This is a genomic window from Pseudoalteromonas sp. SA25, from assembly GCF_011378705.1.
Classification (GTDB): domain Bacteria; phylum Pseudomonadota; class Gammaproteobacteria; order Enterobacterales; family Alteromonadaceae; genus Pseudoalteromonas; species Pseudoalteromonas arctica.
In genome coordinates, this window is record NZ_WTKV01000013.1 from 108,719 (window position 1) to 129,990 (window position 21,272).

Here is a 21,272-nt window from a genome sequence, read left to right on the forward strand (position 1 = left end):
AATAAGCTGCTATGAAAAGAGCTTAGTTGTAATCTCCACCAGCAACTAATTACCAATTTAGAACCACTGGTTTTGTTACCTTGCTTTTAAGTGAGGTAACCCATTTAAACGTTTTAGGTAATTAGTTACCCGCCCCGCTGTATTGTAAGCATAAAAGGAGATTTAAATGCTCATTGGCATCATAGAAGATCATCAATTAGTAAGAGACAGCTTTAAAAAGCTTTTAGAGTTACAACCAGATTGGAAAGTAATTATTGAAGCCTGCAGCGTGACAGAAGCTAAGCTGGCTGTAGAACTTGAACAACCTGATATATTTATTGTTGATATATCGCTTAACGGGACTGAAACCGGCCTTTCTTTTTTATCGTACCTTGAAGAGTTTTTCCCGCATATTAAAAGTATTGTGGCCTCCATGCACGACCACGAACCTTATGTAAGCAATGCTTTGCGATTAGGTGCTTTGGGTTATGTGTCTAAGCGTTCTGCCTCTGATGAACTAATAGATGCAGTTAAAGCGGTCGCTTTAGGTAAAAGGTACATTAGTGAAGACGTAAATTTTTCGATGAGTAGCGAAAATTTAGCATTAACTGTGCTTACTAACAGAGAGCTTGAAGCCCTTCCGTTATTTTCTAAGGGATTAAACGCTAAACAAGTTGCGCAAATACTCGAAATAATGCCTAAAACAGCGCATGTACACAAAGCAAACATATACAGCAAGCTTAATGTTACGACCTCGTTTGAACTGCTAAAAATTGCAATTGATGCGGGAGTAATACAGTTAGATGAACTTACCTAACGTTTCTTCTTTATCTAATGTTAGTTTTACTACCGCATACAAAGAGGTAGCTAAACAGTTATTGGTGGGGCTAATTTACTTTATTGCTTCTCTCGCCGCTTTTTGGGTTAGCCAAAACCTTGAAACCGTACCCGAGAGTAGCGCGATATTTATTCCCGCAGGCGTAAAAATTGCGTTTTACTTACTCACTCCAACACGCTATTGGCTCACCTTATGGGTTGTGTCGCGCGCTTTAGCTGCACAGCTTGGTTTAACATACAGCGGGATTTGGGAGTTTGATTTATTTCATGGCTTTTGGCAGGAGTTTTGCTTTATAGCGCTTGTTTATGTGTTTAAAAATAGCCGCTGGCCGCCAAGCATTAACGACAGCCTAGGTATACTTTCGTTAATACTGCTTTGTGTTGCGAGTACATCTATAAAGTGGTTTTTGTTTGCCAGTGCGTTTGAATTTACAAATGTATTGGTTGCTAAAGAGCTACTGCAGTATCAGTTAAACATGTGCTTGGGCGATATTACTGGCTCGTTGTTAATTGCCCCTTTTATTATGTTAATTTACGATTCTAAATACAGTTTTAACACAGTCAGGTTCACTAAGTTATTTGCCCTAGTAGCCACTTTAGTGTGTTTTATATTAATTGTACTTTTTGTCTATGCGGTTCGCCCAGACACCTACCCGCTATTAAGACTTGCATCGTTATTACCTATTATTTGGTTTTCGTATAAGTATGGCTCGTTAGGGGCTGTAAGCAGTGCAGCGCTAATTAACGCGTTAATAATTGTTGAAGCAAGCATTACGCACGAGCCTAGCAATACCTACATTAGCCAGTTATTTATTTTAGCAAATGCAATTACCAGTATGGTTTTAGGCGCTGCAATTACTGAGCTTAAACGTAAAAACAACGAGTTAAAGCAAACCAATAAAGAGCTTAAAGAGCAGCTAACTCAAAACACGGCGCTGGCTGCCAAAATGGTGTCGGTGCAAGAAAACGAGCGAAAGCACCTTTCGCAAGAGTTGCATGACGAATTAGGGCAAAACCTAACAGCATTAAAAACAGATTTAGCTATTTTGTCGCACCTTAGTAACGAAGATACCCAATCGTTTGTAACTACATTAAAAATCAATGCTAATTCGATGTATGACTCTGTTTATCAATTAATGCATTATCTTCGCCCGCGTGAGCTAGATGAACTCGGTTTAGAAAAGGCAATAACACAAGGGCGACTAAAAAGCTTACTACACAAGGCAAATATTAAGTATCAGCCACAATTTAAGTTAGATAACAGCCTTTCAAAAGATCACGAAATAGCTATTTACCGAATTTGCCAAGAAGCAGTAACCAATTGTATGAAGCACAGCAATGCCAGCAAACTGATTATAAATATAATAAACAGCGACGAATTTATTGAGTTAACAATTAGCGATAACGGGACTTTAGTAACCCCAACAGATAACTCAGGTCACTACGGTTTGGCGTTTATAGAGGAGCGAACTACGGCATTAGGCGGGACTTTTAAAGTGTTTAAACAAAATGGCTTTACCATTAAAGTAAAGCTGCCTTTGAGTTTTGATGGCGCAATTAATTAGCAAACATGAACTTGTTTGGTATAAAACTTTTGCCTTAATTGGCCTTCTTCAAGGTGGTCGGAATTAACTTGAATCTCGGCTTGATTACCTAATAGCTGTAATAGCATGCCTTTTGATATTAGATAGTTGCCTAAACTTGATTTTACAATGACTTCTTTGCCTATGGCTTCTTGTAAGCGTGGCGTAGGTAGGCTCGGATGGTTAATTGGTTTTAAGCCCTCAGCTGAGGTAAATAAGTTTATGCAATGCTCTTTAGCGGCAACAATGCTTTCGTTTTTACTTTTAATCACATCTACATTATTTAAAAAATGAATTAGTGCTTGGTTAGCCCGATCAAACTCTGCTGAAACGTCATCTATATTGCGGGCGGTTGCCCATTTGCGCACAACTATATATTCGTTTTTTTTAACACGAATTAAGCTTATTGAGGCTCCTGTCATTCTGCTATTCCACTCAATGCGGTAGCAATCAGTTCCTAAGCTGTGAAGCAACACGCTCATGCTTCCAAAATCCTTTGTACTTTCATCAATCAAGCTCATTTTCGATCCCTCACTTGCAAGTTACAAGGAGTGTATAAACGATTACTTAAGTAATAAATCATCCATATTCTTAATCGCTCTAGGAAAATGGCTTATATAAATTTTGGATTTAGTGGCTTGCAAGTTAATAACTAATATTACAAACAAAAAAGCGAGTGGTTTGGCTAACTGCTAATAATTAATTTGTAAGTGATTTATAACTTATTTATAAGCCCAGGCATCGGTTATTGTTACTTGGCAATTGTTATAACTGGCCGCTTGTTTTTGCGCAATACCTCTTACTCTAAAGTTTGTTGATTCATTAGGAAGTATAATTAGGTCTTCGTCGGTTATTGATAGCGTATCGACTAGCGTGTTTTGATCTGTTAAAAAATCGACCTTAAACTTTATATTTTTAAAGGTGAATTCCGACTCGTTTTTTACCTGCCCTATGCATGCAACATACAATGCATCGTTTTCATTTTTAGTATGAATTTGGCTAACATTAGCGATTAAGTTTTTTTGTGCTTGATCTTCAAGCCCTGCTACATAAATATTTTGATAAAAAATAAACCCAAAAATACCAACAATACTAAGTGCTAATGCACCAATAATAATGGGATTGTTTTCTAAGTTAGAATATTTGGCTTGAAGTGAGGTGCATTGTGGGCATTTTTTAGCCCGTGAATCTATAGCGCTAAAGCACATAATACATTCTTTAGTGTGTTGCACCTTTTCCATTACAATAAGCATCCTTGTTAAGTATTAAATGTTAAGTATTGCTGGCTTTAAAGTATTTTACTTTACTCGTACCTAGTAACCGCGTAAACACATATAGCTTAAAAAAGTAACGATTTTATAGAGTAATACAAATAACTGTATATAAACACAGCACATGCGGTTTTGGTATTTAAACCCGCATATGCAGCCGATACTAAATTAAAAAGTGCTTATGAAAAAATAGCCCGCATAAAATTATGTGGGCTATTTAATTTAGGGTTAAATACGTTTATTTAAATATATTATTGTTCTAGTAATGTTAGTGATACATCGTCCACATAGAAGTCAGCTGTGATCTCGTTTGATTCAACATAAAGTAATGCGACACTTTCTTGTGTTGTGATTGAATGCGTGTAGGTACCTGACAACTGTACCCAACTACCCGCGCTTACTGTTGTAACGGGCGTGAGTTCAAGATACTCAGTGCTAGCGTGCTCTATTTGTAGGGTTAGTTTTACCCCTGGTGAAACAGTGCTGGTATCGTCAGATAACTTAATCCATGCAGACACATTATAGGTTTCACCTGCTGTAAATAAGCCTTTAACATCTTTTTGAATACCATTCCACGTTTCAGTTCGCCCTTGTACTAAAGCACTATTACTGCCAGTGTGAGCTTGGGTTGCATCTAAGGTTATGCTTGCACTTCCGCGCGCTTGCCATGAATCAAGCCCAGCTTCAAAGTCACCATTGGTGAGCAGTTCTGATGAAGGTGTTGGCTCTACTACTTCAATTAGCTCTTTTAATGCATTTGCAAAACCTTGTAACGCTGGCTTAGCTGTATAGTCGTTAAAAAATAAAAGTGGCCATTCTGTAGTAGGCTCTGGCCAGTTTTGTAACCAGCTATCTTCGTCAATTACACCCCAAATAGTTATGCCACCGCGTTGATCTTCAGGGACAGTTTCTAAATAGGTTTTAACAATATTGTAGTAGTACTGCTTTTGTTCATCTGCTCTTTCACTTGTTAGGTAAGTTAAAGGAATGCCACCTTCGTTGTTCATTCGAACATCTAATTCGGTAATTTTAACTTTAATTTTAGGGCGAATATCGACCACTTTTTGAAGATGAGCTTGTATTGTAGAAATATCAGGGCTGTTGAGTGAAATATGAGATTGAAAACCTATGCCATCAATAGGCACGCCATTATTTTGAAAATCGTTAACCATAGATATAACGGCATCTAATTTGTCGGCGTTCCAAATTAGGTTGTAATCGTTGTAGTATAAATCTGCATCGGGATCGGCAGCTCTTGCGGCTTTATAGGCTAGCGGTAAAAATTCAGCACCTATGTTTTCAAACCACACCGATTCATCGGCACTGTCACTTGTGGTTTTTTCGCCACGGTATTTACCATTTTCCATAAACGCTTCGTTAACTACATCCCAACTCACTACGGTATCGTTAGCGCCTTCTTCTTCAAAATGAGTGGCTATTTGTGTTATGTGATCTTCCATCATTGTTATCCAAGCGGCTTTATCCCCTTGAAAACTTTGCATCCACGGTGCTATTTGTGAGTGCCACACAAAAACATGGCCATGCACGGTGAGTGAGTTGTCTTTGGCGTAGTTAACTAGCTCATCAGAATCATCATAAAAAAATTCGCCTTGGGTAGGTTGTAAATAGGTAGGCTTCATAATGTTTTCGGCAGATAGTTGATTAAAGTGTTGTTCAATAATCGTTTTAATTTCTGGTCTATCTATTATGCTGTTACCAAAATCGCCCGCTGGCACGGCAACGCCTATGTTAAAGTTAGGTGCTAAAGCTTTTAAACTTTGTGCTGTTACTTCGCTGTATTGCACATCAGGTATTTCGTCTGCTGGTACATCGTCTAAAATAAAGCCTGAAAACTCATCTATGTATATAGATTTATTAATGTTTTCTTCTTTTGAAAAGTGAATTGCTAATCTAACTAATGAGTCAGCTTCGGCAGTTGCTGCTGTTAATGTTATTTTTTGCCACTCGCCTGTTAGCGTTTCTTTTACTAGGCTAAGCTGGCCATAATCTGGAGCAGGTGTTTGTATCCAAAAATCGGCACTGGTTCCCTCTTCCCCTTTGGCCCAAACACTAAACTCGTAATTTTTACCGCCGGTGACAGGAATGTCCTCATAAGCTATTTCAATACCCCAAGGGTTATCACCTAATGTATTAACAGTAACCTGAACCGCTTTAGTGCCTTTGTAAGCATTAACGCCTTCTTCTGATTCGATTACTTCTATTGTTGAAGAAGCACTTGATTCTTGATCTGGCCTAAATACCCAATTTCCAACTGGTGTTGTTTGCCCTGCCGCGTCTTCTTCAAAGCTACCATTTATTATTTCAGCCGCTTCTGGGGCGTCAGGTACTGGCGTTTCTGGCACTACAACTTCAGGTGTTTGTACTTCTGGCACCTCTGCGTCGTTATTATTCCCTCCGCACGCCATTAATAGTGACACTAAGGTCACTATTCCAGTGTTACGAAAAATCGATTTTTTCATTTTTTATTCCTTAGACTAAAGCAATAAATGAGTCGTTTAGCAAAATGTTATAATCGTCATCTCAGTGAGTAAAAATGATGGAATATTTTACATCACTTCAAATAAACTTTTATTCATAATGACTACAACTAATTTAATTAAACAAATACTCATCTATTTTTATTATTGTAATATCTCATCAAATTTTAATGTCTCTCTTGTGATAAACCACAAAGATAAATTAAAAACCAATGAGTTATAGTTAAGGTTTAAATTAAATTTTTACTGTTCAATATTGTGTGTGTGAATATATCATCATTAAATTAACCTAAAACCAACATTGTTATAGTCTAATTTACAATAACTATCAAGGTTAAAATTCACTCAGTTTTTTATTAGATATAATGGCTTAATAGTAAAATTGATACTTTTACTGAGGTGCTTAGTGGGCTTTGTTATGTAAGCTAATAATAAATCAGAAGGTAAATACAATAAAAAATAAAAGGGGTTACCGCTTAGCTAAACCATACAATTTATAGCTTTAATGATATGAATATAAGCGAATTGGTATAAAACAAAAAGCCAGCGATTAAGCTGGCTTATAGGTTTGCTAATTACGTTATTTAGCTAATTATTTACGTAGTGCGTCGATTCGTACATCAAGCGGCGGGTGCGATGAAAACAATTCAGCCATGCCTTTGCCACTTGCAATACCAAAGGCCATCATTGAGCCTTCTAATTGCGAAGGATGGTTTTGCTTTAATCGCTCAAGGGCTGATCGCATTTTGTCAGCACCAACTAGTTTTGCTGCGCCGCTGTCGGCTGCAAACTCACGTTTACGGCTGTAACTTGCAACTACTATGCTTGCTAGTACACCAAATAATACTTGGAATAACATATCGAATAAGAAGTATGTCCAGCTACTGCCGCCCTCTTCTTCATCGCTATTTATAAAGTTATCTACAATGCCTGCCAGTACTTTTGCGGCAAATATTACAAAGGTGTTTACCACGCCTTGTATTAGCGTAAGCGTTACCATGTCGCCGTTAGCAATATGCGATACTTCGTGAGCAAGTACGGCTTCGGCCTGATCTTTGGTCATGTTGTGCATTAAGCCTGTGCTTACTGCCACTAATGAGTTGTTTTTACTTGGACCTGTTGCAAATGCGTTCATTTCTGGGCTGTCGTAAATTGCCACTTCTGGCATTTTAATACCAGCTTTTTGTGCTTGCGCAGATACCGTTTGTACAAGCCAATGTTCGGTTTCGTTTCGAGGCTGCGTAATTACATGCGCGCCTGTTGATTTTTTAGCGATCCATTTCGACATAAATAACGAAATAAACGATCCACCAAAACCAAATACGGTGGCTATAAGTAAAATTCCGCCAAGGCTACGATGGCTTAAGCCCAGCGCGCTCATTATTATTGAAAGCACTACACCTAATACCAACATAACCGCTAGGTTAGTTAATAAAAACAAAAATACACGTTTCATATTGTCCTCACAAAAATAGGTTTGATCACCGAACATAAAATTAAATTAGGTTAAAGCAATCACTGCGCTATGACACACTATGTTATAACGTTAGCGCTATTTTGTGACAAACTATGTCATAACACAAGTGTTATTTATGTGTTTATTGATAATTTTTTTAAGAAGAGTTTTACAGCAAATTTAAATATGAAGTTTCTTTATAAATCAGCTTATTACAAGCTGTTATTTAGCTCTGCCATATCAATTGGAAATCCACGCTCATGTGCCAATATGCGTGCAACTTCGCCAATTTTGTCGCTGCTATTATGTTTAAGGTACGACCATTGATGGGTACTGCGGTGATGATTTACAGCAGGATCGCTGCTTATTATTCCCAATTTTATAAATTCACCCACTATCTGATCTGCCGCTATTAACGTTGACGATGCTTTAACATTTTCGGCCCGTGCATAATTAATATGCGAATATAAGCTTACATCGGCTACGCGCAAAGTGTCGTCATCCCCTGGGATTTGTTGCCCGCCAAACAAGGCATTATTTTGTGTATTCGCAGTTTTAAACGCAGGTACAAACTCGGCTACATAATCAATTGCTGTTTGGGTGCGTGTTTGCAACGCTGCTTTGTCCCAGCCATCTTTAATATAATGCAGATATTTATCGGGGAGTTTAGGTTGTGCGCTCATTGGCGTTGCATCAGCTAACCCATCATTAAACAATGTAATGTTGTTAGTCATTCCATGTATTTGAAAGTAACCATTAGGGTAAGGCGTCAGCTGCGCCATACCTTCTGGCGTACCACGGTTACCATAAATAATTATTTCGGGTATTTGCCCACCAGCACCTTGCCAATGAGTAATGTAAGAGGCTTTAAATTCGACCATGCGTTTTACATCTACCCCAACCAGGTCGTCAATAATACCGGTTTGAAAACCACACGCATTAATAAGGTAATCTACCTCAATGGTTTGTGTATCGACTTGTGTATCGGTTTGAGTATCAGGTTGTTCATCAAGGCTTGGCTCTGATTGGTATTCAATGCGCCATTTAAGTGTTTGCTTATCATTATTGGTATTTATAACAGGCGATACACTTTTAACACTGGTGCTTGTTAAAACGTGAGCGTGTTTGTACTGTGCAAGTGCTAGTTGTGCACTGGCCGATAAACGAAATATATTCCAACCATATTCTTGTGCAACAATAAGCGGAAACTTTAGCTTATCTAAATCTAAATGCTTAGCCACGGGTATCATCCACTCATCTAACGACGTGGGCTTCGCTACTTGTTTTTGCTTAGCAAGCTTTAGCATTTGCTCATAACTATATAACTGATAATAATGCTCTGGCTCGCCTAATACTTTGTTAGCGCTGTCTTGTTCAACAAGCTCGCTGTAGGCTTTTACTAATTTATTTAAACGCGGAAATAAATCCTCCGGGGCGTCGTCATCGCGCTTGGGTACGCCAAATACTGTGGGGCGAACATCTATGGTGTGAGGATAAAGGCGAGCAATATCTATACATTGCTTAAGTAAATCTATGCAGTCTTCGTCGGGTATTTCACGGTATAAGTTGCCACCTGCATGCAAATGGCACATTGGAGGGCCATCAATTAACGACTTTTTCTTTTCAAGTACATAAGTTTCTAGCCCTAACGCAGCAAGTCTAATGGCTATTGTGGCGCCAGCTGTGCCTCCACCTATTATACCTACGCGTTTTTTAGGTAAGCCATAGTTTAGTGCTTTTGGCTCAGCGCTTACGTGCGCATCTGGGGCGTAGTTTTCAATAAATGGGTGCGTCATATAGTCGTTATGTCCTTAGTAACATTGTCTTTAAGCAAGCTATGTATTTATAAACGTTTATATGTGTACTAAGGCTGACTATTTCAAGATTTACCTAACAAAGTAGCTTTTTTAAAACCGCTTAAGTGTTTATAGATAACGCACTAAGCAAGCTTTTGTATATTTGTAACTTAGGAGTTTGCTCGCTGTATGGGCTTATGGCAAGTATTGGAAACGGTAAACGTGCTTTAAGTGAATCAAGGTTTGCTTGGTACTCGTCCATGTTTTTATCGACTTGGTTTGCAATCCAACCAACGCAGTTTATTCCCATACTTTGCATATGCGCAGCGGTTAGTAACGCATGATTTAAGCAACCTAGCTTCATACCAACAACCAGTATTACCGGTAGTTGCTCTGCTTTAACCCAGTCGTATAAATACTCCGTATTGTTAATAGGTAACGCCCAGCCACCAGCACCTTCGGTAAGTATGTAATTAGCGCCCTGCTGTTTTACATCATTATAAGCATCACTTAGTTTATCAATAGTAATACTAACCCCAACTTGCTCAGCGGCTATGTGCGGCGCAATAGGTGGCGCAAACGCAAACGGATTTACTACGTCGTATTTAGCGCTGACTGTTGCGCTTTCCATTAGTATTAGAGCATCAGCATTCACTAGTTGATCGAATGCCATTTCGCAGCCAGCAGCAAGGGGTTTAAAGCCAATGGCTTGTTTTTTGTGTTGGGCAAGTAACTTTAATAGCAAACTGGTAACGTGGGTTTTTCCGGCATCGGTGTCGGTGCCTGTTATAAAAAATTCTTTCATGCGTTGCCTTTAATGTCTTTGGGCTTATTTAGTGTTTTTCTAATGATAACAGCACCACATGATAAGACACACATGCTTTGTTATTTATAAGCGGATACGCACTGCATACTTTTTGTAGCGCCGATTTTGTAAGTAGCCCTTGACGTGTATTGGTATGATTTTGCGTAGTACCGCCAATAGCCTTAATTGAAGTAATAGCTTTTAAAGGTGTTGTATATTCATCGGTGTAAATACGTTTTTTAGCGCTGTTAATAGTAAACCCTGCATTTTGGACTGATTGGTTTATATGCAATTCACTATTAAAGGTATTTATGTGGCTGTTAGAATCAAGCGCTGCAAAGGCTGTTTTTATTTCGTTAAGTGAGCCCTCTACCACAGTGCTTATATACGCCTGCCCGCCTGGTTTTAATATGTTGTAAAGTGACTGCATTAAAGCCGAAAAATTAGCAGACCACTGCACTGCAAAATTACTGTAAATTACATCAACACTGTTTGCTTGTAGCGGTAAGTTATCCATATCGGCGCATATTTTAGGTGTGGTTAAATCACTACTTTGCAGCATGTTTATGCTTAGATCCATTGCTACAACGCCTTCAAACATACTTTGTAAGGTATGCGTATCAACAAGCGGACCTGCACCTAAATCAACACAAAGCTTATTTTTATTAAAGCCTGGTTTTATGAGTGAAAATAGATCGCTTGCTGCCTGTTTTTGTACATTTGCATGGGTCTTATAACTCGCCGCCGCCTTTGAAAACTTACTTTGGGTCGACTTTTTAAGCTCCTTGCTTAAATCCTTGTTTAACTCTATATCCAATTCGCTACTTACTAGGCACGGTTTTACAAGTTGTGTTTGCACTAGGTCTGTTTTTAATACTGGCTGAGCAGTCATGCTATTGCACCTACTAAATGCTTAACTAAGTGCGTTATGTCTTGCTCAGTATGTGCGGCGGTTAAAGTAATGCGCAAACGTGAGGTGTTATGTGCAACTGTGGGCGGTCTAATTGCAGTGAGCCAAATACCCTCTTGTTTAAGTTTATCTGCCGCTTGCAACGTTTGCTCAGCGCAGCCTAATACAATGGGCTGTATGGCTGTGTTTGACTCCATAACTGCAATATTATGGGTTTTAGCGAGTTGCTTAAATAATGCAATATTGGCATTTAGCTTATCGCGTTTATCATCAGCTGTTTTTATGCTTTTAATACGCGCAAGTGTGTGGCTTGCCATAAGCGGCGACATAGCGGTTGAATACGTGTAATCGCGATTAAATTGCAGCATGTAATCAATAAACTGTTTACTGCCTAATACACACGCGCCACTACTAGCCACTGTTTTACCAAAGGTAATGATTAATATATCTGGCAGCGTTTGAGTAATAAACGCTTCGCAACTGCCTAAACCGGTTTTGCCTAATGCACCAAAGCCGTGTGCGTCGTCAATCATCAGCCATGCGTTGTGCTGTTTTGCAAGTGCGAGTAATTCTTTAAGAGGCGCGGTATCGCCATCCATCGAAAACACACCTTCGCTTATAATTAGCTTGTTTTGCGCTTTTGATTTTTCGAGCCGTGAGCGTAAATGGTTCATGTCGTTGTGATTAAAACGCACTAAAGCCGCGTTAGAATGCATAGCCCCGTCGATCAAGCTTGCATGATTTAACTTATCTTGAAAAATAGCGCTGTTTTGTGCAGCCGCTTTATCTTGAAACAACGCTTTAATTACGCTGCTATTAGCGCTAAACCCTGAGTTAAACAGCATCCCTGCGCCATAACCAAATTGCTCGCATAAGTATTGTTCGAGCACTTTTTGCTGCGCCTGATAACCGGTAACCAATGCTGAGCTGTGACTCCCTAATGCGTGGGAGTCATTAATATTAACAGCCTCATCAGCAAAACCTAAATAGTCGTTACTGGCAAAGTTAAGGTAGGCTTTATTATTAACCGTTATGGTGCGCGCTGTTGCATGTTGCACTACGTGGCGTTTACGAAGTAACGCATCTTGCTGGCGAGCCTGCAGATGCTTGTTTATAAAATCAAAAGGCATTGATATAAGCCTACGCTTCGTAAAACAATTCAGACGTTGCTTTGTCGGCTACTTGCGATGAAAGCGAGGCTTCTACTGCTTCGTCTGAATAGTCGTGACGCTTTTCTGGGTTCATGCCTAATTTTTTAATTAGGTTCATATCGGCATCAGCGTCTGGGTTATCGGTGGTAAGAAGTTTGTCGCCATAAAATATTGAGTTAGCGCCTGCAAAAAAGCACATTGACTGCATTTGCTCGTTCATGGCGTTACGCCCTGCCGATAAACGCACATAACTGTGTGGCATCATAATGCGCGCTGTTGCTATGGTACGTATAAATTCAAAATGATCTAAATCGTCTGCGTTTTCAAGCGGTGTGCCTTTAACTTTAACGAGCATATTAATAGGCACGCTTTCTGGCTGTTGTGGCAAATTAGCTAGTTGCATCAGTAACCCATAACGGTCGCTTGCTTGTTCGCCCATACCGACTATTCCGCCTGAGCATACTTTCATACCAGCATCGCGTACGTGGTCAATGGTATTTAATCTATCTTGAAAAGTACGGGTTGATATAATTTGCTCGTAATACTCAGGAGACGTGTCGAGATTATGATTGTAGTAATCAAGCCCTGCGTCTCTAAGCTCATGAGCTTTTTCGTTAGTGAGTTTACCCAGCGTCATGCAGGTTTCTAACCCTAGCTCTTTTACTTCTTTAACCATTTGCGAAATGTATGGCATGTCTCTGTCTTTTGGATCTGACCATGCAGCCCCCATACAAAAACGGGTAGCGCCTTTTTGTTTTGCAAGGCGTGCTTGCTCTACTACTTTTTCTACTTCTATTAAGCGTTCGCGCTCTAAATCAGTTCTGTAATGGCCCGACTGCGGGCAGTACTTACAGTCTTCTGGGCAAGCGCCTGTTTTAATTGATAACAACGTAGAAATTTGCACTTCATTTGGGTTGAAGTTAGCACGGTGAACCGATGCGGCTTTAAAAAGTAAATCGTTAAATGGCATTTCAAATAATGCTTTAACTTCAGCGTGGGTCCAATCATGACGAACAGGTGCAAGTTCCATAATACTCTCTTATTTTTTCTCAGCGGTGATATTGGCTTAGTCTACGAGTTGAAGTACCATTGTCAACGAAGCCCACCAAGTTAAGGTTTACATATGATTAAAAAGAATACGATTGACCTTGATTTTGATCGTGAGCACATTTGGCATCCATATACATCTATGACTAAGCCAATTCCGGTATATCCCGTTACACATGCAAATCACAACATTATTCACCTTGAAACTGGCGAGCAACTAATCGATGGCATGGCCTCGTGGTGGAGCGCAATACATGGCTATAACCACCCGGTTATAAATAACGCCATGATTGAGCAAATTAATAGTATGAGCCACATTATGTTTGGCGGTATTACGCATAACAGCGCAGTAGAGCTTTGCAAAAAAATAGTAAATATAACGCCGCCTGATTTAACTAAAGTGTTTTTAGCCGACAGCGGATCGGTAAGTGTTGAAGTAGCAATAAAAATGGCGCTGCAATATTGGTTAAGCCAAGGTATTACGACAAAACAAAAATTAATGACGCCTTACAAGGGCTACCATGGCGACACCTTTGCAGCTATGAGCGTATGCGACCCCGTTAACTCAATGCATAGTTTATATTCAGGCTTTTTACCTGAGCATGTATTTGTGCCTGCACCGGTTAGTCAATTTGGGAGCGAGTTTAACCAGGCAGAAGCCCAAGAGCTTGAAGAATACTTTAAAGCAAACCACAGCCAAGTAGCCGCCTTTATCATTGAGCCTATTGTACAAAACGCGGGTGGTATGAATTTTTATCACCCTGATTATTTAGCCTGCGTACGTAAATTGTGCACCCAATATAATGTACTGCTAATTTGCGACGAAATAGCCACAGGCTTTGGCCGTACAGGTAAATTATTTGCTGTAGAGCACGCCAATATAGAGCCCGATATAATGTGTATTGGTAAAGCATTAACTGGCGGATCAATGACGCTATCGGCCACTATCACTAGCGATAAAATAGCCATTGGCATCAGCGAAGGTGAAGCAGGTGTTTTAATGCACGGCCCTACTTTTATGGGTAATCCGCTTGCCTGTGCTGCGGCCTGCGCAAGTATTAACTTGTTACTTGAGCAAAACTGGCAACAACGAATAAAGCAAATAAACACCCAGCTACAACAACTTAATAAATGCAGTGAACTAGAAGCGGTTGCCAATGTACGTACCTTAGGTGCAATAGGTGTTGTTGAGCTAAACGAGGCTGCTGGCAATGTTGATGTTGCAAAAATTCAGGCTTATTTTGTAGAGCAAGGCGTATGGATACGTCCATTCGGTAAACTAATTTACCTTATGCCACCGTATATAAGTGACGATGCAAGTATAAAAACACTGTGTGATGCCATTTATAATGCCATTAAAGGCAAGCATTACGCTTAATAGTCGGTCTCAATAACTAATCCTAATACAGGTTATAGCGCTATTTACTGTAACCTACCGCTACATTTAGTGTTTTTATCTATTAAGCGAGTTTGTGGTTATTGATCTCGTTAACTATTAGCTATATGATAATGTCTATCATTTACAATTACCTTTTTGGACTTCTTTGCTATGAAATTACTATTTAAACCAGCCAAAACTTTAGGTGCAAGCCTTTTACTAGCCTCGGCGTTTATGGCTCAACCAGTATTAGCTAACGGCCCTATTGGAGAGCATGTTAATCATCTTCAAGCTAACCTTAAAAGTTACGCAGAAGAAGTAGAATGGATGGTAGGCAAAGTTGATACCATGGTAAGCGACTACGACACTAAAGGCGCAAAAGCTGTAAAAACTGATGATTTAATTGAATACTGGGAATCAGTTAAGTTTCACAGCGCAATAGAAACTAACTTCGTACCGGTATACGCTTCTATTTGGCAGGGTATTTACGGCGTTAAAATGGCTATCGAAAACGGTAAACCAGCGGCTGAAGTACGTAAAGAGCAAGAAGCGATGAACATAGCCTTGTGGCAAGGTCTTGGGGCTGTTAAGCTTGCTGCAAAATTCCAGCAAAAAGGCTTGTTAGACGCTGTAAAAGCAACCGCTACAACTCAAATGACACAAAGTGCCACAATTGATGAAATTAAGCACAAATTAGACCGTGTAGTAGCTAAATTTGCTGAGCGCTTACAAGACGAAGCAACTGAAATTGTTCACGATACTTACCTACACCTGTTTGAAGGCGTAGAAGGTACTCTTATCGAGCAAGACGCTAAACTAGTTGAAGTGCTGGAAAAAGACTTTAACGTAACACTGCCACAAGCAATTAAAAACAGTAAAAGCGTAGATGAAGTACGCGATGTGATTAGTGATATGCAAACAAAATTAGACCGCGCTAAGGTTTTAATAGAAAAAGCCGAAAAAGCACGTAAGGATGTATTTTAAGTGAAGCGTAGGACCTTTATTCAAGGCCTAGCTGCGTTAGGGGTGGTTGGCTCATTGCCACTACCTCTTTCTCGTGCGCTAGCCGCTGATATAGCAAACCCTGTTTCTGTTGATGATTTACCAAAGCTTAAAGGTGAGCTAACCCTTTATTTAGGCCGAGGCGAAGGTGGTTTGTATGAAAACGTATTACAAGCAATCCAGAAAAAAAATCCAGACTTTAAACTCGGTATACGCCGAGGTCCAACGGCTGCTTTAGCTAATACCATTGTTGCTGAGTCTAAAGCGGGTGTTCGCCGCGCTGATTTATTTTGGGCAGTTGACTCAGGCGCGATTGGTTTAGTAACCGATGCAGGTCTTGCACAACCTATTCCAAGTGATTTATCTGCTCAGTTACAACCACAATTTAGATATAAAGAGTGGGCACCTGTAACTGGTCGTATTCGTACATTGCCATATAACACGTCACGTTTGACCAAAGATCAAATTCCAACAAGTATTATGGAAATTGCCGACAGCGATTTAAGTATTGGTTGGGCGCCCGCCTACGCTTCTTTTCAATCGTTTGTAACCGCAATGCGAATTTTAGAGGGCGACGACAAAACCGCTAAGTGGCTTAAAAAGATTCAAAAACGTGCTAAAACATACGCTGGTGAATTAGGTGTTGTTATGGGCGTTGAACGTGGCGAAGTTGATATTGGTTTTGCTAATCACTATTACACATTGCGTTTAAAATCAGGCAAGCCTGATGCTAAACTTGATTTAGCATTTACACAAAATGATGCTGGCTGTTTAGTTAATGCATCGGGTGTGTTAGCGCTTAACGACGATCCGCTTGCTACTAACTTTATGCGTTACTTACTAAGTAAAGAAGTACAAGGTTACTTAGCCAGTGAAGCGTACGAAATTCCACTAGTAAATGGTATTACCCAACCTGAAGGTTTACCGTCACTTGCTAATATTTCTCCACCTAAAGTAGATTTAACACAGCTTGCTGATTTACGCCCTACTATAGATTTGATGCGTAGCAGCGGCGTATTGTAATGAGAATACCTGCTTCTTACCCAATGGCGCTGCTTGCAGCGCTCATTACGCTTACCCCTGTTTTTATATTAATGGTACTAGCGAGCGATTCAAGCTCAGTATTTGATAGCCACAATCTTAAAATTTTAGGCAACACGTTATCTTTAATGGGATTAACGGTAGTAGGCTCTATTTTAATTGGTGTGCCACTGGCGTTTATTAGTGCCTATGTTCATTTACCTTTCAAAAAACTGTGGCTAGTTGTATTTGCAGCCCCGCTTGCAATACCTAGCTACATTGGCGCATTTACCCTTTATGCTGCTTTTGGTCCTGGAGGTGAAATAAACACCTTAACGGGAATAGAAACACCATCAATGTATGGCTTAACAGGCGCAGCAATTGTAATGACGCTGTATACCTTCCCATTTGTAATGATGACAACTCGCTCATCCCTACTTAGCCTTGATGCGAGTATGGTTAATGCAGCACGTACGCTAGGCATGTCGATGACACAAAGCGTGTTTAAAGTAATATTACCCCGTGTAGTTAATGGTATTGCAGCCGGCTCGTTATTGGTCGCGCTTTATACATTATCAGACTTTGGCACGCCCGCAATGATGCGCTTAGATACGTTTACCCGTGTTATTTACGTTGAATACAACTCGTTTTCTTTAGGTCGCGCAGCAATGCTCTCCTTGCAATTGTTGGTAATTGTTGGGTTTTTATTATTACTAGAATCACAAATAAAAACAGCGAGCGAAAAGCAAGGTCGTTCATTAGTGTTATTCCCTAAAAAATGGCAGTTGAGTGCAATGTTTATAACGTTTGCCCCTATATTGTTTTTAGCTATTGGTTTGCCGCTTGCCATATTTTCGCTTTGGTTAGCACGAGATGGTTTAAGTTCTTTTGATTTTAGTATTGCATGGAATTCAACATATGCATCGGGTATTGCGGCAATTGTAGCCGTTATCGTTGCGATCCCCGTTGCACATGCCGCACTGAGTGGAAAAGCGGGTCGTATAATGGAACGTGTTACTTACTTTGGTTTTGGTATTCCGGGTATAGTAATGGGCACAGCGCTTGTTTACGGTGGTTTGCAGTTACCGTTTTTATACCAAACACTAGGACTGCTTATTATTGCTTATATGCTGCGGTTTTTACCACTTGCTGTAGGCTCTGTTAGAACAAGCACCGAACACTTAGATCCAAGCTTAGTAAAGTCTGCGCGCGTATTAGGGGCAAGTCCACGTGAAGTATTTACTCGTATAACACTGCCTTTAACTATGCGCGGTATTATTGCCGGTGCAGCACTGGTGTTTTTAGAGTCAATGCGCGAACTCGAAGCCACGCTATTACTTGGCCCAACAGGGTTTGAAACCCTCTCTACATATTTATGGCGTGTATACGAAGCGGGTTATTTTGGTCGTGCTGCTGTGCCTGGGTTACTTTTAGTCGTGATTTCTGCCTGCGCGTTAGCTATTATGCTTTCTGGCGAAAAACGCAACCAGTTTGAACACTAAGGATTTAAAAATAAATGCTATCTGTAAGTAAGTTGTCTATAGATTATGGAAGTAACCGTGTAGTAAGCGATTTAAACTTATCACTGGGTGAAAACGAAATCCTTATGCTTGTAGGACCTACAGGTTGTGGTAAAAGTACTATTTTACAAGCACTCGCTGGTCTTATACCTATTAGCGAAGGTGAAATAAACACGGGTAAATGGCGTGCAACACCAAAATTAACACTGCCTCCTGAAAAACGCAGTGTAGGTATGGTGTTTCAAGATTTTGCATTATTTCCGCACTTAACCGTACAGCAAAATATTTGCTTTAGATTAAAAGATACAGCCCCTGCCGAGTATTGGATAAACCTACTTGGACTGAGCGACTTTAGAGATAAAAAACCAGCAACGCTTTCTGGCGGACAAAAGCAACGTGTAGCACTTGCGCGCACCCTTGCCCACCAGCCAGACTTTGTATTGCTTGATGAGCCGCTTTCTAACTTAGATGCCGCCCTTAAAGACATGCTTCGTTGGGATATTAGAAACGCACTTAAAGCCGCTGGCGTACCTGCTATTTGGGTAACACACGATCAAGAAGAAGCTCTTTCGGTTGGTGATCGTGTTGGCGTTTTAAAAGGCGGCAAAATTCAGCAAATTGATTCACCCGAGCGCTGCTTTAGCACGCCAAACAATCGTTTTGTGGCACGTTTTTTAGGTGAAGCCAGCTTTATTGCAGGCAGCTTTGAAAACGGACAAGCAACCACCTCGATTGGTAATGCGCCCGCTCATGGCGTTGACTGTGAAAGTGGCGACGTTGATGTACTACTTCGACCAGACGATGTGTTACTTGTACAAAGCAGTGTTGGCAATAACGGCGAAGTAATTTGGGTACGTTTTGAAGGTGGCAGCCGCTTGTGTGCTGTAAAACTTGCGTGCTCTACGGTTGTAACTAGCCGAGTAAGCCATGAAGTTGTTGTAAACCCTGGCGACGAAGTGCATGTATCACTAAGTACCTCGCACCCATTAGCGGTTTATAAATCTATAGACTGATTAAAATATTGATGTAGGCATTAATTTAAACATTAATACCTACATCAATACTTACTATTTAGACCCAAAATTCAGTTTAAATACGTTCCCCGTTAAAACCCTATCTCGCTTAAAACTAATACTTTTTACCTTTAAGAAACTCACTATAGTCAATAAACAATAATAATATGCAGGTTAAATTATGAACCTCTTGCTATTAATCAGCTGTTGCTGTTTACTGAACAAAGATTAATGTTAAACAGTTCCTCTCAGATATCACTTATCAGGTTACGTCTTTTATATTAGTTAAAACCACACACAAACATTAAAACACATTATTAAGCATTGCTTTTAGCGAACGTATTATAAAAATAAAGCTATATTCAAGCATTGCTGAACCTTAATTATCCTTTAAACGTTTATAAAGTTGTTCAGCCCTTAATGGTACAAAGGATCTAGATAGTGAATAAAATAAGTACCAAGAAAGAACTATTAGAATATTCCGAAAGTATTGTAAATACGGTTCGAGAACCACTGATTGTTTTAGACCAGCACTTAAGAGTAGTAACAGCGAGTCGCTCATTTTATGAGTTTTTCCGCGCTAATCACAAAGACACCGTTGGAAAGTTAATATATGACCTTGGTAATAATCAATGGAACATTCCCAAGCTTCGTGAATTATTAGAAACCATATTACCCCAAAAAACGAGCTTTGATGATTACAAAGTTGAGCATAATTTTAAAACAATTGGCTGGCGTACAATGCTGCTCAACGCAAGGCAAATTAAGCGTACTCAGTCAAAAGATCGAATTATTTTATTATCTATCGAAGATATTACCGAACGTAATGCGATTCAAGAAGGGTTAGTAAAAGCAAACAAAGAATTAGAAGTACTTACAAATGATTTAGAAAGTGCGGCTCGAGTTAAGTCAGAGTTTTTAGCAAATATGTCGCATGAACTGAGAACCCCGCTTAATTCTATTAATGGTTTTTCTGAGATACTTTACGATGAGACATTTGGCACTTTAAACGACAAACAAAAACAGTATGTTAAAAATGTACTGGTAAGTGGCAAACACTTACTGTTACTTATTAACGAAATACTGGATATGGCAAAAATTGAAGCTGGAAAAATGACTCTAACCATCTCTCATTTGCCGATACGCCAAGTATTGCACGAAATTACAGGGCTTACAGCAGATACAGCTAACCAGAAAAAATTGAATATGTGTCTTGATATTGCTGATGACTTGCCACCAATTGAAGCTGACTCCCTTAAGGTTAAACAGATACTTTATAATTTGCTTTCAAATGCAGTGAAGTTTACACCCGATGAGGGTCAAATTGGCGTTAAAACACGACATACTGATACAGAAATAGAAATAACAATTTGGGATACGGGTATTGGTATTGCGGCTGAAAATATGGAAAAAATATTTGAAGGCTTTTTTCGCATAGAAACCCCCTACTCTAGATTAACAGAAGGTACAGGACTTGGACTGCCTATTGCAAAAAGTCTAGTAAAGTTGCATGGAGGCGAATTTGTTATTGAATCTGAAGGTGTTAATAAAGGCACATCGGTTCGTATAACTTTGCCAATTAAACAAAAGCCTATGGTAAAGCATAATGAAAACCAAAATAGTAGTAGTTGACGATAACGCTAATAATCTATTGCTAGAGGAGGATCTTTTACTCATGGCAAATTTTGAAGTATTCACGGCAATGAATGCAAAAGATGCCCTTTTGGCAATAAGACGTGAACACCCAAAAATTATTATTTTAGATGTTCAACTACCAGATATGTCTGGAACAGAAATTGCCAAAATTTTGCGTGATGAAAAAGAAACTGCAAATATCCCTATTGTATTTGTTACGGCTTCTGTTTTACCCGCTGATATAGACCAATTACTGTGTATACCTAACAGTGCGTATATTTCTAAGCCTATAGACACACGCATGTTCGCTAAACAAATAAGTTTATATATAAAGTAATAACCACCCTGGTTCAAACCTTAATACGCAGGAA

General features: G+C 39.6%; 18 protein-coding genes. 9 read left to right on the plus strand and 9 right to left on the minus strand.

Annotated elements, in window-relative coordinates; all coding sequences use genetic code 11:
- The first annotated feature begins 166 nt into the window (after positions 1–166).
- Both GQR45_RS12240 and GQR45_RS12245 read left to right on the plus strand, forming a co-directional pair.
- Positions 167–796, plus strand: a complete 630-nt coding sequence (locus tag GQR45_RS12240) for a response regulator transcription factor (RefSeq protein ID WP_024589303.1) — start codon at positions 167–169, stop codon at positions 794–796.
- Positions 783–2,381 (plus strand): MASE1 domain-containing protein, encoded by a 1,599-nt coding sequence (locus GQR45_RS12245; protein ID WP_165726079.1) that lies wholly within the window; start codon positions 783–785, stop codon positions 2,379–2,381. Before GQR45_RS12240 ends, GQR45_RS12245 begins: the two co-directional genes overlap by 14 nt.
- On the opposite strand, the gene GQR45_RS12250 is transcribed toward GQR45_RS12245, so the two are convergent.
- From GQR45_RS12250 to bioB, 9 genes are all read right to left on the minus strand, one after another.
- Positions 2,378–2,920: a hypothetical protein gene (locus tag GQR45_RS12250; protein WP_165726080.1), complete on the minus strand. Its 543-nt coding sequence runs from the start codon at positions 2,918–2,920 to the stop codon at positions 2,378–2,380. The genes GQR45_RS12245 and GQR45_RS12250 overlap by 4 nt on opposite strands.
- 201 nt (positions 2,921–3,121) lie before the next feature.
- Positions 3,122–3,640 carry a hypothetical protein gene (locus GQR45_RS12255; RefSeq protein ID WP_165726081.1) on the minus strand — a complete coding sequence of 173 codons (519 nt, stop codon included), beginning with the start codon at positions 3,638–3,640 and terminating at the stop codon, positions 3,122–3,124.
- Between the two features lie 281 nt (positions 3,641–3,921).
- Entirely contained in the window at positions 3,922–6,150 is a 2,229-nt protein-coding gene (locus GQR45_RS12260; RefSeq protein WP_165726082.1) for an endo-1,4-beta-xylanase, read from the minus strand.
- Positions 6,151–6,760: 610 nt separating this feature from the next.
- Positions 6,761–7,624 carry a protease HtpX gene (gene htpX / locus GQR45_RS12265; protein WP_165726083.1) on the minus strand — a complete coding sequence of 288 codons (864 nt, stop codon included), beginning with the start codon at positions 7,622–7,624 and terminating at the stop codon, positions 6,761–6,763.
- Positions 7,625–7,836: 212 nt separating this feature from the next.
- Positions 7,837–9,420: an FAD-dependent oxidoreductase gene (locus GQR45_RS12270; protein ID WP_165726084.1), complete on the minus strand. Its 1,584-nt coding sequence runs from the start codon at positions 9,418–9,420 to the stop codon at positions 7,837–7,839.
- Between the two features lie 121 nt (positions 9,421–9,541).
- Entirely contained in the window at positions 9,542–10,225 is a 684-nt protein-coding gene (gene bioD / locus GQR45_RS12275) for a dethiobiotin synthase (RefSeq protein ID WP_007586785.1), read from the minus strand.
- 28 nt (positions 10,226–10,253) lie between these two features.
- Complete coding sequence (locus tag GQR45_RS12280) at positions 10,254–11,117, minus strand: methyltransferase domain-containing protein (RefSeq protein WP_165726085.1); 864 nt, start codon at positions 11,115–11,117, stop codon at positions 10,254–10,256.
- On the minus strand, positions 11,114–12,265 hold the full coding sequence (locus tag GQR45_RS12285; protein WP_165726086.1) for an 8-amino-7-oxononanoate synthase: 1,152 nt from the start codon (positions 12,263–12,265) through the stop codon (positions 11,114–11,116). The genes GQR45_RS12280 and GQR45_RS12285 overlap by 4 nt, the downstream gene beginning before the upstream one ends.
- A 10-nt stretch (positions 12,266–12,275) precedes the next feature.
- A complete protein-coding gene (gene bioB / locus GQR45_RS12290; RefSeq protein ID WP_165726087.1) occupies positions 12,276–13,316 on the minus strand; it encodes a biotin synthase BioB in 1,041 nt (346 codons plus the stop codon).
- Positions 13,317–13,409: 93 nt separating this feature from the next.
- Between bioB and bioA the strand changes: the two genes are divergently transcribed.
- From bioA to GQR45_RS12325, 7 genes are all read left to right on the plus strand, one after another.
- A complete protein-coding gene (bioA, locus tag GQR45_RS12295) occupies positions 13,410–14,711 on the plus strand; it encodes an adenosylmethionine--8-amino-7-oxononanoate transaminase (protein ID WP_165726088.1) in 1,302 nt (433 codons plus the stop codon).
- Between the two features lie 171 nt (positions 14,712–14,882).
- Positions 14,883–15,695 (plus strand): hypothetical protein, encoded by an 813-nt coding sequence (locus GQR45_RS12300; protein ID WP_165726089.1) that lies wholly within the window; start codon positions 14,883–14,885, stop codon positions 15,693–15,695.
- Positions 15,696–16,736, plus strand: a complete 1,041-nt coding sequence (locus tag GQR45_RS12305) for an extracellular solute-binding protein (protein WP_165726090.1) — start codon at positions 15,696–15,698, stop codon at positions 16,734–16,736. It abuts the gene before it with no gap.
- The gene (locus GQR45_RS12310; protein ID WP_165726091.1) at positions 16,736–18,235 is read left to right on the plus strand and encodes an iron ABC transporter permease; all 1,500 of its coding nucleotides are present in this window, start codon (positions 16,736–16,738) and stop codon (positions 18,233–18,235) included. The genes GQR45_RS12305 and GQR45_RS12310 overlap by 1 nt, the downstream gene beginning before the upstream one ends.
- A 14-nt stretch (positions 18,236–18,249) precedes the next feature.
- Positions 18,250–19,266 carry an ABC transporter ATP-binding protein gene (locus tag GQR45_RS12315; RefSeq protein ID WP_165726092.1) on the plus strand — a complete coding sequence of 339 codons (1,017 nt, stop codon included), beginning with the start codon at positions 18,250–18,252 and terminating at the stop codon, positions 19,264–19,266.
- Between the two features lie 441 nt (positions 19,267–19,707).
- Positions 19,708–20,898: a PAS domain-containing sensor histidine kinase gene (locus GQR45_RS21570; RefSeq protein WP_165726093.1), complete on the plus strand. Its 1,191-nt coding sequence runs from the start codon at positions 19,708–19,710 to the stop codon at positions 20,896–20,898.
- A complete protein-coding gene (locus GQR45_RS12325) occupies positions 20,873–21,238 on the plus strand; it encodes a response regulator (RefSeq protein WP_165726094.1) in 366 nt (121 codons plus the stop codon). Before GQR45_RS21570 ends, GQR45_RS12325 begins: the two co-directional genes overlap by 26 nt.
- Positions 21,239–21,272: the final 34 nt, after the last annotated feature.

Bases quoted from the DNA above. Each gene is read 5' to 3' on its own strand.
- GQR45_RS12240 (WP_024589303.1), top strand. From the start codon at position 167: ATGCTCATTGGCATCATAGAAGATCATCAATTAGTAAGAGACAGCTTT.
- GQR45_RS12245 (WP_165726079.1), top strand. From the start codon at position 783: ATGAACTTACCTAACGTTTCTTCTTTATCTAATGTTAGTTTTACTACC.
- GQR45_RS12250 (WP_165726080.1), bottom strand. From the start codon at position 2,920: ATGAGCTTGATTGATGAAAGTACAAAGGATTTTGGAAGCATGAGCGTG.
- GQR45_RS12255 (WP_165726081.1), bottom strand. From the start codon at position 3,640: ATGGAAAAGGTGCAACACACTAAAGAATGTATTATGTGCTTTAGCGCT.
- GQR45_RS12260 (WP_165726082.1), bottom strand. From the start codon at position 6,150: ATGAAAAAATCGATTTTTCGTAACACTGGAATAGTGACCTTAGTGTCA.
- htpX (WP_165726083.1), bottom strand. From the start codon at position 7,624: ATGAAACGTGTATTTTTGTTTTTATTAACTAACCTAGCGGTTATGTTG.
- GQR45_RS12270 (WP_165726084.1), bottom strand. From the start codon at position 9,420: ATGACGCACCCATTTATTGAAAACTACGCCCCAGATGCGCACGTAAGC.
- bioD (WP_007586785.1), bottom strand. From the start codon at position 10,225: ATGAAAGAATTTTTTATAACAGGCACCGACACCGATGCCGGAAAAACC.
- GQR45_RS12280 (WP_165726085.1), bottom strand. From the start codon at position 11,117: ATGACTGCTCAGCCAGTATTAAAAACAGACCTAGTGCAAACACAACTT.
- GQR45_RS12285 (WP_165726086.1), bottom strand. From the start codon at position 12,265: ATGCCTTTTGATTTTATAAACAAGCATCTGCAGGCTCGCCAGCAAGAT.
- bioB (WP_165726087.1), bottom strand. From the start codon at position 13,316: ATGGAACTTGCACCTGTTCGTCATGATTGGACCCACGCTGAAGTTAAA.
- bioA (WP_165726088.1), top strand. From the start codon at position 13,410: ATGATTAAAAAGAATACGATTGACCTTGATTTTGATCGTGAGCACATT.
- GQR45_RS12300 (WP_165726089.1), top strand. From the start codon at position 14,883: ATGAAATTACTATTTAAACCAGCCAAAACTTTAGGTGCAAGCCTTTTA.
- GQR45_RS12310 (WP_165726091.1), top strand. From the start codon at position 16,736: ATGAGAATACCTGCTTCTTACCCAATGGCGCTGCTTGCAGCGCTCATT.
- GQR45_RS12315 (WP_165726092.1), top strand. From the start codon at position 18,250: ATGCTATCTGTAAGTAAGTTGTCTATAGATTATGGAAGTAACCGTGTA.
- GQR45_RS12325 (WP_165726094.1), top strand. From the start codon at position 20,873: ATGAAAACCAAAATAGTAGTAGTTGACGATAACGCTAATAATCTATTG.